General features: G+C 64.1%; 11 protein-coding genes. 5 read left to right on the top strand and 6 right to left on the bottom strand.

Features of this window, described 5'->3' with window-relative positions:
* Nucleotides 1-5 precede the first annotated feature (5 nt).
* Both cinR and ACIPZF_RS12510 read left to right on the top strand, forming a co-directional pair.
* Nucleotides 6-686, top strand: a complete 681-nt coding sequence (gene cinR / locus ACIPZF_RS12515) for a two-component system response regulator CinR (protein WP_400799428.1) — start codon at nucleotides 6-8, stop codon at nucleotides 684-686.
* Nucleotides 683-2,023 carry a heavy metal sensor histidine kinase gene (locus ACIPZF_RS12510; protein ID WP_400799425.1) on the top strand — a complete coding sequence of 447 codons (1,341 nt, stop codon included), beginning with the start codon at nucleotides 683-685 and terminating at the stop codon, nucleotides 2,021-2,023. Before cinR ends, ACIPZF_RS12510 begins: the two co-directional genes overlap by 4 nt.
* A 39-nt stretch (nucleotides 2,024-2,062) precedes the next feature.
* Here ACIPZF_RS12510 and ACIPZF_RS12505 read toward each other — a convergent pair whose 3' ends face one another.
* From ACIPZF_RS12505 to ACIPZF_RS12495, 3 genes are all read right to left on the bottom strand, one after another.
* Nucleotides 2,063-3,304 (bottom strand): lipoprotein-releasing ABC transporter permease subunit, encoded by a 1,242-nt coding sequence (locus ACIPZF_RS12505; RefSeq protein ID WP_400799422.1) that lies wholly within the window; start codon nucleotides 3,302-3,304, stop codon nucleotides 2,063-2,065.
* A 61-nt stretch (nucleotides 3,305-3,365) separates the two neighbouring features.
* Complete coding sequence (lolD, locus tag ACIPZF_RS12500) at nucleotides 3,366-4,049, bottom strand: lipoprotein-releasing ABC transporter ATP-binding protein LolD (RefSeq protein WP_176514519.1); 684 nt, start codon at nucleotides 4,047-4,049, stop codon at nucleotides 3,366-3,368.
* 7 nt (nucleotides 4,050-4,056) lie between these two features.
* Nucleotides 4,057-5,307, bottom strand: a complete 1,251-nt coding sequence (locus tag ACIPZF_RS12495) for a lipoprotein-releasing ABC transporter permease subunit (protein WP_400799419.1) — start codon at nucleotides 5,305-5,307, stop codon at nucleotides 4,057-4,059.
* Nucleotides 5,308-5,400: 93 nt separating this feature from the next.
* Between ACIPZF_RS12495 and ACIPZF_RS12490 the strand changes: the two genes are divergently transcribed.
* Entirely contained in the window at nucleotides 5,401-5,985 is a 585-nt protein-coding gene (locus ACIPZF_RS12490; RefSeq protein WP_400799416.1) for a PilZ domain-containing protein, read from the top strand.
* A gap of 30 nt (nucleotides 5,986-6,015) precedes the next feature.
* On the top strand, nucleotides 6,016-6,732 hold the full coding sequence (locus tag ACIPZF_RS12485) for a glycerophosphodiester phosphodiesterase (RefSeq protein WP_400799413.1): 717 nt from the start codon (nucleotides 6,016-6,018) through the stop codon (nucleotides 6,730-6,732).
* A gap of 48 nt (nucleotides 6,733-6,780) precedes the next feature.
* On the opposite strand, the gene sthA is transcribed toward ACIPZF_RS12485, so the two are convergent.
* The 3 genes from sthA to ACIPZF_RS12470 all read right to left on the bottom strand — a co-directional run bounded on the left by sthA (nucleotide 6,781) and on the right by ACIPZF_RS12470 (nucleotide 11,016).
* Complete coding sequence (gene sthA, locus ACIPZF_RS12480; protein ID WP_400799410.1) at nucleotides 6,781-8,175, bottom strand: Si-specific NAD(P)(+) transhydrogenase; 1,395 nt, start codon at nucleotides 8,173-8,175, stop codon at nucleotides 6,781-6,783.
* Between the two features lie 200 nt (nucleotides 8,176-8,375).
* The gene (locus ACIPZF_RS12475) at nucleotides 8,376-9,374 is read right to left on the bottom strand and encodes an FAD:protein FMN transferase (RefSeq protein ID WP_400799408.1); all 999 of its coding nucleotides are present in this window, start codon (nucleotides 9,372-9,374) and stop codon (nucleotides 8,376-8,378) included.
* Nucleotides 9,375-9,552: 178 nt separating this feature from the next.
* Nucleotides 9,553-11,016 carry a glyceraldehyde-3-phosphate dehydrogenase gene (locus ACIPZF_RS12470; protein WP_400799406.1) on the bottom strand — a complete coding sequence of 488 codons (1,464 nt, stop codon included), beginning with the start codon at nucleotides 11,014-11,016 and terminating at the stop codon, nucleotides 9,553-9,555.
* Between the two features lie 168 nt (nucleotides 11,017-11,184).
* Here ACIPZF_RS12470 and mfd point away from each other — a divergent pair, with 168 nt between their 5' ends.
* Nucleotides 11,185-14,634 carry a transcription-repair coupling factor gene (mfd, locus tag ACIPZF_RS12465; protein ID WP_400799404.1) on the top strand — a complete coding sequence of 1,150 codons (3,450 nt, stop codon included), beginning with the start codon at nucleotides 11,185-11,187 and terminating at the stop codon, nucleotides 14,632-14,634.
* Nucleotides 14,635-14,640: the final 6 nt, after the last annotated feature.

The raw sequence follows: 14,640 nt of genomic DNA, 5'->3' as shown, positions 1-14,640 counted from the left end.
ACTGCATGAAACTGCTGATCGTCGAAGACCAGGCCCGCACCGGCCAGTATCTGAGCCAGGGCTTGAGTGAAGCCGGTTTTGCCACCGAACTGGCCGCCGACGGTGAAACCGGTCAGCACCTGGCCTTGAGCGGCGATCACGACCTGCTGATTCTCGACGTGATGCTGCCAGGCCGCGACGGCTGGCAGATCCTCCAGGCGGTGCGCCAGGCCGGCCTTGATACTCCAGTGCTGTTTCTTACCGCTCGTGATGCCATCGAGGACCGGGTTTATGGCCTGGAACTGGGCGCCGACGACTACCTGGTCAAGCCCTTCGCCTTCTCCGAACTGTTGGCCAGGGTGCGCAGCCTGCTGCGCCGCGGCGCCAGCCCCAGCCAGGACACCCTGCTGACGCTGGCCGACCTGCGCCTGGACCTGATCCGCCGCCGTGCCGAGCGCGCGGGCCAGCGCATCGACCTGACCGCCAAGGAATTCGCCCTGCTTGAATTGTTGCTGCGCCGCCAAGGCGAAGTGCTGCCTAAATCGTTGATCGCCTCGCAGGTGTGGGACATGAATTTCGACAGCGACACCAACGTCATCGAAGTGGCCATCCGCCGTCTGCGCCTGAAGATCGATGATCCTCACGCCAACAAGCTGATTCACACGGTGCGTGGCATGGGTTATGTACTCGAAGAGCGCCCCGATTGATGCGCAGAATTTCCCTGGGCGGTCGTCTGGCGTTGCTGTTCGCCGCGTGCACTGCCACGGTTTCGCTGGGCGCCGGTCTGCTGTTCAACCGGGCCAGCGAGCAGCATTTTGTAGAGCTGGATCAACAATTGCTCGAATCGCGCCTATCGCTCTTGCGCGCCCAGCTTTCCGGCCTGCAAAGCCCTGCCGACCTGAATGCCCGACTGCCCGCCCTGCGCAACGAACTCAGCCATCAGGCCGACCTGGCCCTGCGCATCACCGGCAGCGATGGCAGCCTCTGGTTCAGCAGCCGCAGCCCATTGCCCGATGCCCCCACCGCCTCGGGCGTGGCAACGATGCATACCGACGGCATCGACTACCGCAGCCTCGCCGTGCCACTGAACGAACACTCGCGGCTGACGTTGTACCTTGATATCACCCACCACCAGCATTTTCTTCAAGGCATGCAGCGGCTGATCTGGCTGACCGTCGGCCTCTCGGCGCTGGCCACGGCGCTGCTCGGCGCCTGGGCCGCGCGCCGCGGGTTAAGGCCGTTACGGCAAATGGGCCAGGTGGCAGCCAGCGTGTCAGCGCGTTCACTGACCACTCGCCTTCCTGTGGCGCAGATGCCGGAAGAGCTGGCGGAGCTGGCCGACACCGTAAATGCCATGCTGCAGCGCCTGGACGATGCCTTTCAGCGCCTGTCGGCGTTCTCCGCCGACATCGCCCACGAACTGCGTACGCCGCTGTCCAACCTGCTGACCCACACCCAGGTCACCCTCACCCGTCCGCGCAGCCTGGAGGAGTACCGCGAAGCGCTGCATGGCAACCTGGAGGAGCTGCAGTGGATGGCGCAGATGATCAACGACATGCTGTTTCTGGCTAAAGCCGACCATGGTTTGCTGGTGCCAGGCCAGACAATGCTGGCGCTGCACGACGAAGTGGATGCGCTGCTGGAGTATTACGCCCCGCTGGCCGAGGATGGCGACGTAACACTGGTGCGTGAGGGCGAGGCGACGCTGGTAGGCGATCGACATATGCTGCGCCGGGCCTTGTCCAACCTGCTCGACAATGCCTTGCGCTTTACCCCGGCGGGTGGAGAAATACGCGTGACGCTGAAGCCTGGCTCAAGCCTCTGCGTGGCCAATACCGGCATGCCGATCGAGCCAGCGGTATTGCCTCGGCTGTTCGATCGATTCTATCGGGTGGACCCGGCGCGTCGGGAAGGCAGCAGCGAACATGCGGGGCTGGGGCTGGCGATTACCCGGTCGATCGTCCAGGCCCACGGCGGGTGCATCAGAGCGGAGTGTGAGGATGGCTGGACCCGGTTCGTGATCGAGTTCAGCGACATCCGTTGAATCCTGGAGCACTCCACACCCCAGGATTTCCAAAGAAGCTCAGACCGCCAAGCCAATCGCCGGCTGCACCTGCGAAGCCCGGTACGCCGGATAGATAGTCGCCAGGAAGCTCATCACCAATCCCGCCGCGCAGATCATCGCCACATCGCCCCATTGCAACTCGGATGGCAAGCTGCTGATGAAGTACACATCCGAGGTGAAGATGTGCTGCCCGCTCACCCGTTCCAGCCAGCCAACGATCTGGCTGACATTGAATGCTGCAATCACCCCGAGCACACCACCGATCATGGTCCCGACGATACCGATCAAGCTGCCCTGGACCATGAAGGTGCCCATGATCTGTGCCGGCGTGGCCCCCAGCGTGCGCAGGATGGCGATGTCCGGGCCTTTGTCGTTCACCACCATCACCAGCGTGGCGATGATGTTGAACGCCGCTACGGCAATGATCATCAGCAGCAACAGGCCGATCATGGTCTTTTCCATCTTCATGGCGCTGAACAGGCTGCCCTGGGTGTGCGACCAGTCATCCGCGCGGTAGGCATCGCCCAGGCCAGCGGCGATGGCCTTGGACACCTGCGGCGCGGCATACAGGTCGTGCAGCTTGAGGCGCACACCCTGGACCTGGCCCGGCGCCCAGCGCTGCATCTCGCCCGCGTCGGCAACATGTATGTAGGCCTGCGAGCCGTCCAGCTCGGCGCCCACCTTGAAGATGCCGACCACGGTCAGGCGCTGCATGCGCGGGGTGATGCCGCCCGGCTCCTTGCTGATTTCCGGCACGATCAGGGTCAGCTTGTCACCGGTGTTGAGGCGGAACCGCCGTGCGCTCAGTTCGCCGATCACCACGCCGTACTCACCCGGCTGCAGGTCCTGCAGGCGGCCCTGAACGATGTGCTGGCCGACGATCGAGACCTTGCCTTCCTCGGCCGGGTCGATACCGCTGACCTGGATTGGCTGCATCGCACCTTTGTAGGAGAGCATGCCCTCCATCTCGGTGATCGGCGCCGCAGCCATCACTGCCGGGTTCTGCAACGCGGCATCGGCGGCCTTGCGCCAGTCGTCCAGCGGCTGCACGCCGAGGATGCTGGCGTGCGGCACTAAACCGAGGATGCGCGAGCTCATTTCACGCTGGAAGCCGTTCATCACCGACAGCACCACGATCATCGCCAGCACGCCCAGCGACAGGCCGATCATCGAGGTCATCGAGATGAACGAGATGAAGTGGTTGCGGCGCTTGGCCCGGGTGTAGCGCGCGCCGATGAAGATGGGCAAGGGTCTGAACATGTTTGAAACACCCAATGAAAACTGAAAAACGGGGCGGCTCAAGCCACCCCGTGCAAGCGGCTCAGATCGCCACCAGGTGACCGTCGTCGAGCTTCAGCACGCGATCCATCTGGCGCGCCAGGTTGAGGTCGTGGGTCACCACCAGGAACGCGGTGCGCGAAGAACTGGACAGTTCCTGCATCAATTCCTGGATGCCCTGGGCGGTGTGATGGTCGAGGTTGCCGGTCGGCTCGTCGAGCATCACCAGGCCTGGGCGGTTGACCAGTGCCCGGGCAATGGCCACGCGCTGGCGCTCACCGCCAGACAGCTCTGCTGGTTTGTGGTGCAGGCGGTGGCCCAGGCCGACGCGCTTGAGCAGTGCCTCGGCGCGCTCGCGGGCCTCGGGGATCGCGGTGCGGCCGATCAACAGCGGCATGCACACGTTCTCCATCGCGGTGAACTCCGGCAGCAGGTGGTGGAACTGGTAAACGAAGCCCAGCTCGCGGTTGCGCAGCAGGCCGCGTGCGCGCTCGCCCAGTGCTGACAGCTCTTCACCGGCCAGCCAGACGCTGCCTTGGGTCGGCCGGTCGAGGCCGCCCAAGAGGTTGAGCAAGGTACTCTTGCCCGAACCGGAACTGCCGACGATGGCCACCCGCTCACCGGCGTGCAGCTCCAGGTTGAGGCCGGACAACACCTGTACCGACTCCGGGCCTTCGTCGTAGGACTTGCCCAGGTTGCGGCAACTCAGAACGGCTTTATCACTCATGCGCGACTCACTCATAACGTAGCGCCTCTGCAGGCTGGGTGCGCGCCGCGCGCCAGGCCGGGTACAGGGTGGCGAAGAAACTCAGGACCAGCGCCGCACCGCAGACCATGTACACGTCCTGGGCCTGGATCTGCGACGGCAGGTAATCGATGAAATACACGTCGGCATTGAGGAACTTGTGCCCGATCAGCGTCTCGATGCCGGCGATCGCCGCGCTGACATTGAGCGCCGCGAGGATCCCGACCACGGCGCCGATCAGGGTACCGATCACCCCGATCACCGTGCCCTGGACCATGAAGATGGCCATGATCTGCCCGGGCGTGGCGCCCAGGGTACGCAGGATGGCGATATCACCGCGCTTGTCGTTGACCACCATCACCAGGGTGGAAATGATGTTGAACGCCGCCACCGCGACGATCAGCAACAGCAGCAGGCCGATCATCGCCTTCTCCATGCGGATCGCCTGGTACAGGTTGCCGTGGGTACGGGTCCAGTCGCGGCTGTAGTACTCCTGGTCACCCAGCTGCTGGGCGATGCTCCAGGCCACGCGCGGCGCCTGGAACAGGTCGTCGAACTTCAGGCGCAGGCCCTGTACCTGATCGGGCTTCCAGCGGTGCAGGCGGGACAGGTCGGCGATGTTGGTCAGGCCCAGGTAGCCGTCGATTTCGCCAGCACCGACGTGGAAAGTACCGACCACGGTGAAGCGCTTCATGCGCGGGAACATGCCGGCCGGGGTAACGCTGACTTCCGGGGCGACGAAGGTCAGCTTGTCGCCGATGGCCACGCCCAGTTTGGCGGCGGCCTTGTCGCCGATCATGATGCCCCACTCGCCCGGCGCTAGTTGGTCGAGGCGGCCTTGCTGGATGAAGTTGTCGATGATCGACACCTCACGCTCGCGGGCCGGGTCGATGCCGTTGAGCAGCACCTTCTGCACCTTGCCGTCGTGTGTCAGCAGGCCCTGCATCTGGGTGTAGGGCGCAACCGCCAGCACCTGCGGATTCTGCTTTACTTGTTGGGCAAGGGCAGGCCAGTCATTGATCGGCTGGCCGCTCTCGAGCGTGGCGTGAGGGACCATGCCCAACACGCGGGTACGCATCTCGTGGTCGAAACCGTTCATCACCGAGAGCACCACGATCATCACCACCACGCCCAGGGCGAGGCCGATCATCGAGGTCAGGGAAATGAACGAGACGAAGTGGTTACGGCGCTTGGCACGGGTGTAGCGCGTACCAATGAATGCGAAAAGAGGTCTGAACATGTCGGGGCTTGTTCGGAGGAAAGGGAACGTCCTTGTGGCGAGGCGCCTGTGGCGGCTTTACACTCGGACCACCGCCGCTACCATGGGTTCGCCATGACGACATTAGACGAAGAAGATCGCCGCGAATACTACCGCATCGAAGATCGGATCGCACTGGAAATCAGCCCGTTGAGCGCGGCCGAAGCCCTTGAGCCAGAACTGTTGCAGGATGATTCTCCGCTGTTCAATCTGCTCAGCGAGTTGCACCTGTCAGATTTCGAATCGCAGCATCTGCTGCGCCAACTGAGCGAAAAAGACCGCACCCTCGCTGCCTTCCTGCGCGCCCAGAACAAACGCCTGGACCTGCTCAGCGCGGTGGTCGCGCAAACGCTGCTTGGCGAAATCGGCCAGCCGCAGCGGGTGATCATCTCCGAAGGCGGCATCGAATTCGCGCAACACCAGCAGATCGCTCCCGGCACCCGGGTCAAGGTGAAGATGGTGCTGATGCCCCGCGCCCACGGCCTGCTGCTGCGTGGCAAGGTCACCCACTGCGACCCGCGCCCGGAGGGCGATTTCGAGGTCGGCACGGAATTCATCGACATGACCGATGCCCAACGGCAACTGCTGGCCCGCTACATCCTGCAACGCCAACAGCAACAACGGCGTCAGCAACTGGAACAAGACGGCCCCGCCTCCTGAGCCCCATTTCTCTGATTTGAAGGAACGAACGTGACCCTGATCTACGGCCACCGCGGCGCCAAGGGCGAAGCGCCCGAGAATACCCTGCACAGCTTCCGTCAGTGCCTGTCCCACGGCGTGAACCGCTGCGAACTGGACCTGCACCTGTCGGCAGACAACGAGCTGATGGTCATCCACGACCCTACCCTCAAACGCACCACCGGCCGGCGCGGCAAGGTGGTCGAACACCCGGCGGCCGACCTGGTCACCATCGACGCGCGCAAGGGCGGCCCGGGCCATGTCCAGCCCTGCCCTATCCCACGCCTTGAAGAACTGTTCGAAAAGTGCGCCTTCGAGCATTGGCAGCTGGAGGTCAAGAGCGCTTCGCGCACCCGCGCCGCCACCACGGTGCTGGCCATCCGCGAACTGGCGCAGCAATACGGCCTGCTGGACAAGGTAACCATCACCTCGAGTTCACGGGAAGTATTGGGTGCCGCGCTGGAGCTGGTGCCGGACGTGAAGCGCGGCCTGGTCGCCGAGTACGCCTGGCTCGACCCGCTGAAGGTCGCGCAGAACTACAACTGCGAGATGCTGGCACTGAACTGGACACTGTGCACCCCCGAGCGCCTGCTCAAAGCCCAGGGCCAGGGTCTGCATGTGTCGGTGTGGACGGTCAACGAACCGGCACTGATGCGCCGGCTCGCTGACTTTGGCGTGGACAGCCTGATTACAGACTTTCCCGGTTTGGCCAAGACCACCCTCGGGTAGGGCTGAAATCGGTCTCCCCGACCGGCTCAGGCCACCGGCCGGAGCCGCTTAAAAAAGCCGGTTCAGGCCGTCGTAGGCAGCTACCCGATAGGCTTCGGCCATGGTCGGGTAGTTGAACGTGGTGTTGACGAAGTACTTCAGGTTATTCAGCTCGCCCGGCTGGTTCATGATCGCCTGGCCGATGTGGACAATTTCCGAAGCCTGGTAGCCGAAGCAGTGCACGCCGAGGATTTCCAGGGTTTCGCGGTGGAACAGAATCTTCAGCATGCCTTGCGGCTCGCCGGCGATCTGCGCACGCGCCATGCTCTTGAAGAACGCCTTGCCCACTTCGTACGGCACCTTGGCCTGGGTCAGCTCCTGCTCGTTCTTGCCGATCGAGCTGATTTCCGGAATGGTGTAGATGCCGGTCGGCACGTCGTTGACGAAGCGCCAGCTGCCGTTGTCGACGATGCTGCCTGCCGCCGAGCGGCCCTGGTCGTGGGCAGCACTGGCCAGGCTCGGCCAGCCGATCACGTCACCGGCGCCGTAGATGTTCGGCACGCTGGTGCGGTAGGCCTCGTCGACTTCGATCTGGCCACGGCTGTTGACCTTGATGCCGATGTTTTCCAGGCCCAGCTTGTCGGTGTTGCCGGTACGGCCGTTGCACCACAGCAAGGCGTCGGCCTTGATCTTCTTGCCCGACTTCAGGTGCAGGACCACGCCGTTGTCCAGGCCTTCGACCCGCTCGTACTCTTCGTTGTGGCGTACGGTGATGTTGTTGTTGCTGAAGTGGTAGCTCAGCGCCTGGGAAATTTCCGAGTCAAGGAAGCTCAGCAACTGACCACGGTTGTCGACCAGCTCGACCAGCACACCCAGGCCGCTGAAGATCGAGGCGTATTCACAACCGATCACACCCGCGCCATAGACGATCAGCTTGCGCGGGGTGTGGCTGAGGCTGAGGATGGTGTCGCTGTCGTAGACGCGCGGGTGGTGGAAGTCGATATCGGCTGGGCGATAAGGGCGCGAGCCGGTGGCGATGATGATGTGCTTGGCATTGAGCTTTTCCACCACACCGTTGGGGCAGACCACTTCGACGGTCTGCTCGTCGGCGAAGCTGCCGGTGCCGAAGAACAGGTCGACGCGGTTACGGGCGTAGTAGCCGGTGCGCGAAGCGACCTGCTTGGAGATCACCTTCTCGGCGCTCTTGAGCACGTCCGGGAAGGAGAACCAGCGCGGCTCACCGATGGCCCGGAACATCGGGTTGGTGTTGAACTGCATGATCTGCCGCACCGAGTGACGCAGTGCCTTGGACGGGATGGTTCCCAGGTGGGTGCAGTTGCCACCGACCTGGCGACGGCTGTCGACCATCGCCACCTTGCGCCCTGCTTTGGCGGCGTTCATCGCCGCACCTTCTCCGGCCGGGCCGGAACCCAACACCACTACGTCGTAGTTGTAGACAGCCATGCGTACTCCTTCAGAACTGGCCCGCTGGCCACGGTCGCCGCGGGACTCGATCATGCCGCCGCGGCGCCATGAGAAAATTCGGGTGCAGTCTAATCAAGCGTGAACGCCGCGCACATTAACCCTTGGTCGCGTCGTAGGCCAATTTTGCCTGCACTACATGTGCATCCACCGGTCCCTGGCGATCATCCTTGCTTGCGCTTTCACTCGCCTTTCAGCGCCCGTTCGAACGCGGGCGTAGCACGGGAGACGAAGCCACCCTCGGCCCGAGTCACCAATACCGCCGCCAGGTCGTGGGCGATGGCGAAGTCCCAGCCCTGCTCAGGACCCAGGATCAGCAACAACGTCGAGAAGCCGTCGGCCTGCAGCGCCGAGGCATCGAGCACGGTGACGGCAGCCAGGTCGTGATCGACCGGGCGCCCGAGGCGGGCGTCGAAGGCGTGCGAATAGCGCCGGCCATTCTGCTCGAAATAGTGCCGATAGTCACCTGAGGTCGACACGCCCAAGCCATCGATCGGGACCACCTGGCGGGCGATCTGGCGGTCTTCGCGGGGCAGTTCCAATGCGATGCGCCATGGGCTGCCATCGGGTTTGCGGCCGACAGCCTTGAGCTCGCCGGTGGCTTCGGCGATGAAACTGCCAATACCCATGGCGCGCAGCCGGGCGGCGATCAGGTCCACGGCGTGGCCGGCGGCGATGCTGTTGAAGTCCAACTGCACCGGGGCATCTTTGCACAAGGCCTGGCCCTCGATGCGCAGGTGACGGTAACCCACGCGCTGGCGGGCCTGGGCCAGGGCCAGTGGGTCGGGCACCTGTTCGTGGCGGGCCTGAGGGCCGAAGCCCCAGAGGTTCAGCAGTGGCTCGACGGTGAGGTCGAAGGCGCCAGCGCTCTGTTCGGCCAGGTGCTGGCCGAGGGCGACCAGATCGAGCATGTCGGGCGGCAGGGCCAGGCACTGGTTGGCGGGGAGCTGGTTGAACTGGGTGACGGTGGAATCGCCGCGGTAGGTCGAGTAGTGCTGGTCGATGTCCTGGAGGATGGTTTCCACGGCTGCCTGCACTTGGGCCGGCGCAGGGCCGCCGGGTTCGCGCACGTACTGGATGCTATAGCTGCTGCCCATGGTCGGGCCGCCCAGGCGCTCCAGGGTCGGGCCCTGGTTGCAGGCGGTCAGGAGCATTAGGGTGAACAGGAGTGCTGTGCGCAATATTGGGTTCTCGGTTGTCTTTGCTGGCCTCATCGCGGATGAATCCGCTCCTACAGGAATATCACCACCTTCTGTAGGAGCGGATTCATCCGCGATGAGGCCAGTACAGGCAACACAAAATCTGGATAAAAAAACGGGAACCCGAAGGTTCCCGTTTCTTTAACACTTTACAAGCGGATCAGCGTGGAAACGCTGGCGGGTTCACACCGGCCATGTCTTCCATCACACGCACCACCTGGCAGCTGTAACCGAACTCGTTGTCGTACCAGACGTACAGCACAACACGGTTATCGTTAGCGATGGTCGCTTCAGCATCAACCACACCGGCGTGGCGCGAGCCGACGAAGTCGGTGGAGACCACTTCCTGCGAGCTGACGTAGTCGATCTGCTTGTGCAGCTCCGAGTGCATGGCGGTCTGGCGCAGGTACTCGTTGATTTCGTCGCGGCTGGTGGCCTTCTCGAGGTTCAGGTTGAGAATGGCCATCGAGACGTTCGGCGTCGGTACGCGAATGGCGTTGCCGGTCAGCTTGCCCTTGAGCACTGGCAGTGCCTTGGCGGCTGCGGTGGCGGCGCCGGTCTCGGTGATGACCATGTTCAGCGGCGCGGCACGGCCACGGCGGCTGCCCTTGTGGAAGTTGTCGATCAGGTTCTGGTCGTTGGTGAACGAGTGAACGGTTTCGACGTGGCCGTTGACGATGCCGTACTTGTCGTTGACAGCCTTCAACACTGGCACGATGGCGTTGGTGGTGCAGGAAGCGGCCGAGATGATCTTGTCATCGGCAGCGATGTCGCCGTGGTTGATGCCGTGCACGATGTTCTTCAGCGCGCCCTTGCCAGGCGCGGTGAGGATCACGCGGGCAGCGCCCGGGCAGGCCAGGTGCTGGCCCAGGCCGTCGGCATCACGCCATACACCGGTGTTGTCGACGATCAGCGCGTTCTCGATACCGTACTGGGTGTAGTCGACTTCGCTCGGGCTCTTGGCGTAGATGATCTGGATCAGGTTGCCGTTGGCGGTCAGGGTGTTGTTGGCTTCATCGATGGTGATGGTGCCATCGAACGGGCCGTGCACCGAGTCGCGACGCAGCAGGCTGGCGCGCTTGACCAGGTCGTTTTCAGCGCCCTTGCGCACGACGATGGCGCGCAGGCGCAGGCCATCGCCACCACCGGTCTTCTCGATCAGGATACGTGCCAGCAGGCGGCCGATGCGGCCAAAGCCGTACAGAACGACGTCGGTGCCCTTGCGCGCCGAAGCGTTCTGCTGGCCAACCACGTCGGCCAGCTCTTCACGGACGAACTGCTCGGCGCTGCGGCCGTTGCCTTCCTGCTTGAACTTGTTGGCCAGCTTGCCCAGGTCGACCGAAGCGGCGCCCAGTTTCAGCTCGCTCATGGCCTTGAGCAGGGGGAATGTCTCGTGGACGGACAGTTCGGTTTCGTCAGTTTGACGGTGACGCGCAAAGCGGTGGGCTTTGAGGATCGAGATAACCGAACGGTTGATCAGGCTGCGGCCATAGATCGAGCTCACCACGTTGTTGTTGCGGTAGAGCTGACCGATAAGCGGGATCATAGCTTCAGCAAGCGCTTCACGATCGATCCACTCACCAAGACACTGGTCGGGCTTCTGAGTCACGGGAACCTTCCACATGTAGGGACAGAAAAAAGGGGCTACATTATGACGCCCCAACGCGTAACCGGCAATGAGCGCCTGTCGCGGCAGCCAAAGCCTGCGTTCATGCCCCTTTCGAGCCTGACAGCACGCACCGGCACCGGTACAATCGATCTCTTTGCCGCAACGCTTGGAGTGCAATCTCCCGTGTCAGTTCTGCGCCTTCCGCAAATGTCGGCCACGGCCGGCAAACAAACCTGGGGCAACCTGCCAGGTGCCGCCCTCAGTCTTGCCATCGCCGAGGCCGCCAGCAGCGCTGGCCGCTTCACCTTGCTGCTGACCGCCGACAGCCAGGCTGCCGACCGTCTGGAACAGGAGCTGCGTTTCTTCGCCCCGGACTTGCCGGTGCTGCCGTTTCCGGACTGGGAAACCCTGCCCTACGACCTGTTCTCGCCGCACCAGGACATCATCTCCCAGCGTATCGCCAGCCTCTATCGGCTGCCGGAGCTGAGCCATGGCATCCTCGTCGTGCCGATCACCACCGCCCTGCACCGCCTGGCGCCGACGCGCTTCCTGCTCGGCAGCAGCCTGGTGCTGGACGTGGGCCAGACCATCGACGTCGAGCAGATGCGCACGCGCCTTGAAGCCAGCGGCTATCGCTGCGTCGACACGGTCTATGAGCATGGCGAGTTTGCCGTGCGCGGCGCGCTGATCGACCTGTTCCCGATGGGCAGCAAGCTGCCCTACCGCATCGACCTGTTCGATGACGAGATCGAGACCCTGCGCACCTTCGACCCGGAGACCCAGCGCTCGATCGACAAGGTCGATTCGATCCGCCTGCTGCCGGCGCGCGAATTCCCCATGCAAAAGGAAGAAGTGACGCGCTTCAAGGCACGCTTCCGCGAACGTTTCGACGTCGACTTCCGCCGCAGCGCCATCTTCCAGGACCTGGCCAGCGGCATCATCCCAGCCGGTATCGAGTACTACCTGCCGCTGTTCTTCGATGAAACCTCGACCCTGTTCGACTACCTGCCCAGCGACACCCAGGTGTTCTCCCTGCCCGGCGTCGAGCAGGCTGCCGAACACTTCTGGAACGATGTACGCGGGCGCTATGAAGACCGCCGCGGCGACCTGACCCGCCCCCTGCTGCCGCCGGCCGAACTGTTCCTGCCGGTGGAGGACTGTTTTGCTCAGCTCAAGCAGTGGCCACGGGTGGTGGTCAGCGCCGACGACGTCGAAGCCGGCGCCGGCCGCGAGCGCTTCCCGGCCCGCACCCTGCCCAACCTGGCCATCGAGGCCAAGGCCAACCAGCCGCTGGCGGCACTGTCGGAGTTTCTCGACCAGTTCGACGGCCGCGTGCTGTTCACCGCCGAATCGGCGGGCCGTCGCGAGGTGCTGCTGGAACTGCTCGAACGCCTCAAGCTGAGGCCGCAGACGGTCGAAGGCTGGGCCGACTTCATCACCGGCAGCACGCGCCTGGCGATCACCATCGCCCCGCTCGACGATGGCCTGCTGCTGGAAGACCCGGCCATCGCCCTGGTCGCCGAAAGCCCGCTGTTCGGCCAGCGCGTGATGCAGCGCCGGCGCCGCGACAAACGTGGCGAGGCGGCCAACGACGCGGTCATCAAGAACCTCACCGAGCTGCGCGAAGGCGCGCCGGTGGTGCACATCGACCACGGCGTGGGCCGTTACCTGGGCCTGGCCACGCTGGAAATCGACGGCCAGGCCGCCGAGTTCCTGACCCTCGAATACGCCGAGAACGCCAAGCTCTACGTGCCCGTGGCCAACCTGCACCTGATCGCTCGCTACACCGGCAGCGACGACGCCCTGGCGCCATTGCACCGGTTGGGCTCGGAAGCCTGGCAGAAGGCCAAGCGCAAAGCCGCCGAGCAGGTGCGCGACGTTGCCGCCGAGCTGCTCGACATCTATGCCCGCCGTGCGGCGCGCAAAGGTTATGCATTCGCCGACCCGGCGGCCGACTATGCCACTTTCAGCGCCGGCTTCCCGTTCGAAGAAACCCCCGACCAGCAGAACGCCATCGAGGCAGTGCGCGCCGACATGCTCGCCGCCAAGCCGATGGACCGCCTGGTCTGTGGCGACGTCGGCTTCGGCAAGACCGAAGTGGCCATGCGCGCGGCCTTCATCGCCGTGCACAGCGGCCGCCAGGTCGCAGTGCTGGTACCCACCACCCTGCTGGCCCAGCAGCACTACAACAGCTTCCGCGACCGCTTCGCCGACTGGCCGGTGACCGTCGAGGTGATGAGCCGTTTCAAGTCGGCCAAGGAAGTCGCCGCTGCCGCCGCCGACCTCGCCGAAGGCAAGATCGACATCCTTATCGGCACCCACAAGCTGCTGCAGGACGATGTTCGCTTCAAGGACCTCGGCCTGGTGGTGATCGACGAAGAACACCGCTTCGGTGTGCGCCAGAAGGAACAGCTCAAGGCCCTGCGCAGCGAGGTGGACATCCTCACCCTGACCGCCACGCCGATCCCACGCACCCTGAACATGGCCGTGGCCGGCATGCGCGACCTGTCGATCATCGCCACGCCGCCGGCGCGGCGCCTGTCGGTGCGCACCTTCGTCATGGAGCAGAACAACAGCACGGTGAAAGAAGCCCTGCTGCGTGAACTGCTGCGCGGCGGCCAGGTGTACTACCTGCACAACGATGTGAAGACCATCGAGAAATGCGCCGCCGACCTCGCCGAACTGGTCCCGGAAGCGCGTATCGGCATCGGCCACGGGCAGATGCGCGAGCGCGAGCTGGAACAGGTGATGAGCGACTTCTACCACAAGCGCTTCAACGTGCTGATCGCCTCGACCATCATCGAGACCGGCATCGACGTGCCCAGCGCCAACACCATCGTCATCGAGCGCGCCGACAAGTTCGGCCTGGCCCAGCTGCACCAGCTGCGCGGCCGGGTAGGCCGCAGCCACCACCAGGCCTACGCCTACCTGCTGACCCCGGCACGGCAGAAAGTCAGCGCCGACGCTGAAAAGCGCCTGGAAGCCATCGCCAACACCCAGGACCTGGGCGCCGGTTTCGTGCTTGCCACCAACGACCTGGAAATCCGCGGCGCCGGTGAACTGCTCGGCGAAGGCCAGAGCGGGCAGATCCAGGCCGTGGGCTTCACGCTGTACATGGAAATGCTCGAACGGGCGGTCAAGGCCATTCGCAAGGGCACCCAGCCGAACCTGGAGCAACCGCTCGGCGGCGGCCCGGAGATCAACCTGCGCCTGCCGGCGCTGATTCCCGAGGACTACCTGCCGGATGTTCACGCGCGGCTGATCCTCTACAAGCGCATCGCCTCGGCGGCCGACGAAGAAGGCCTCAAGGACCTGCAGGTGGAGATGATCGACCGCTTCGGCCTGCTGCCCGAGCCGACCAAGAACCTGATGCGCCTGACTCAGCTCAAGCTGCAGGCGGAAAAGCTCGGCATCAAGAAAGTCGACGCCGGCCCCAACGGCGGCAAGCTGGAGTTCGAGGCCGAAACCCCGGTCGACCCACTGACCCTGATCAAGCTGATCCAGGGCCAGCCCAAACGCTACAAGTTCGAGGGCGCCACCCAGTTCCGCTTCCTGGTGCCGATGGAACGCCCCGACGAACGCTTCAACACCCTGGAGGCGCTGTTCGAGCGCCTGACCCCACAGACAGCCTAAGGAAGA

The sequence above is a fragment of the Pseudomonas sp. NPDC089752 genome, assembly GCF_044748725.1.
Classification (GTDB): Bacteria; Pseudomonadota; Gammaproteobacteria; order Pseudomonadales; family Pseudomonadaceae; genus Aquipseudomonas.
This window is presented reverse-complemented; position numbering and strand designations above follow the sequence as displayed.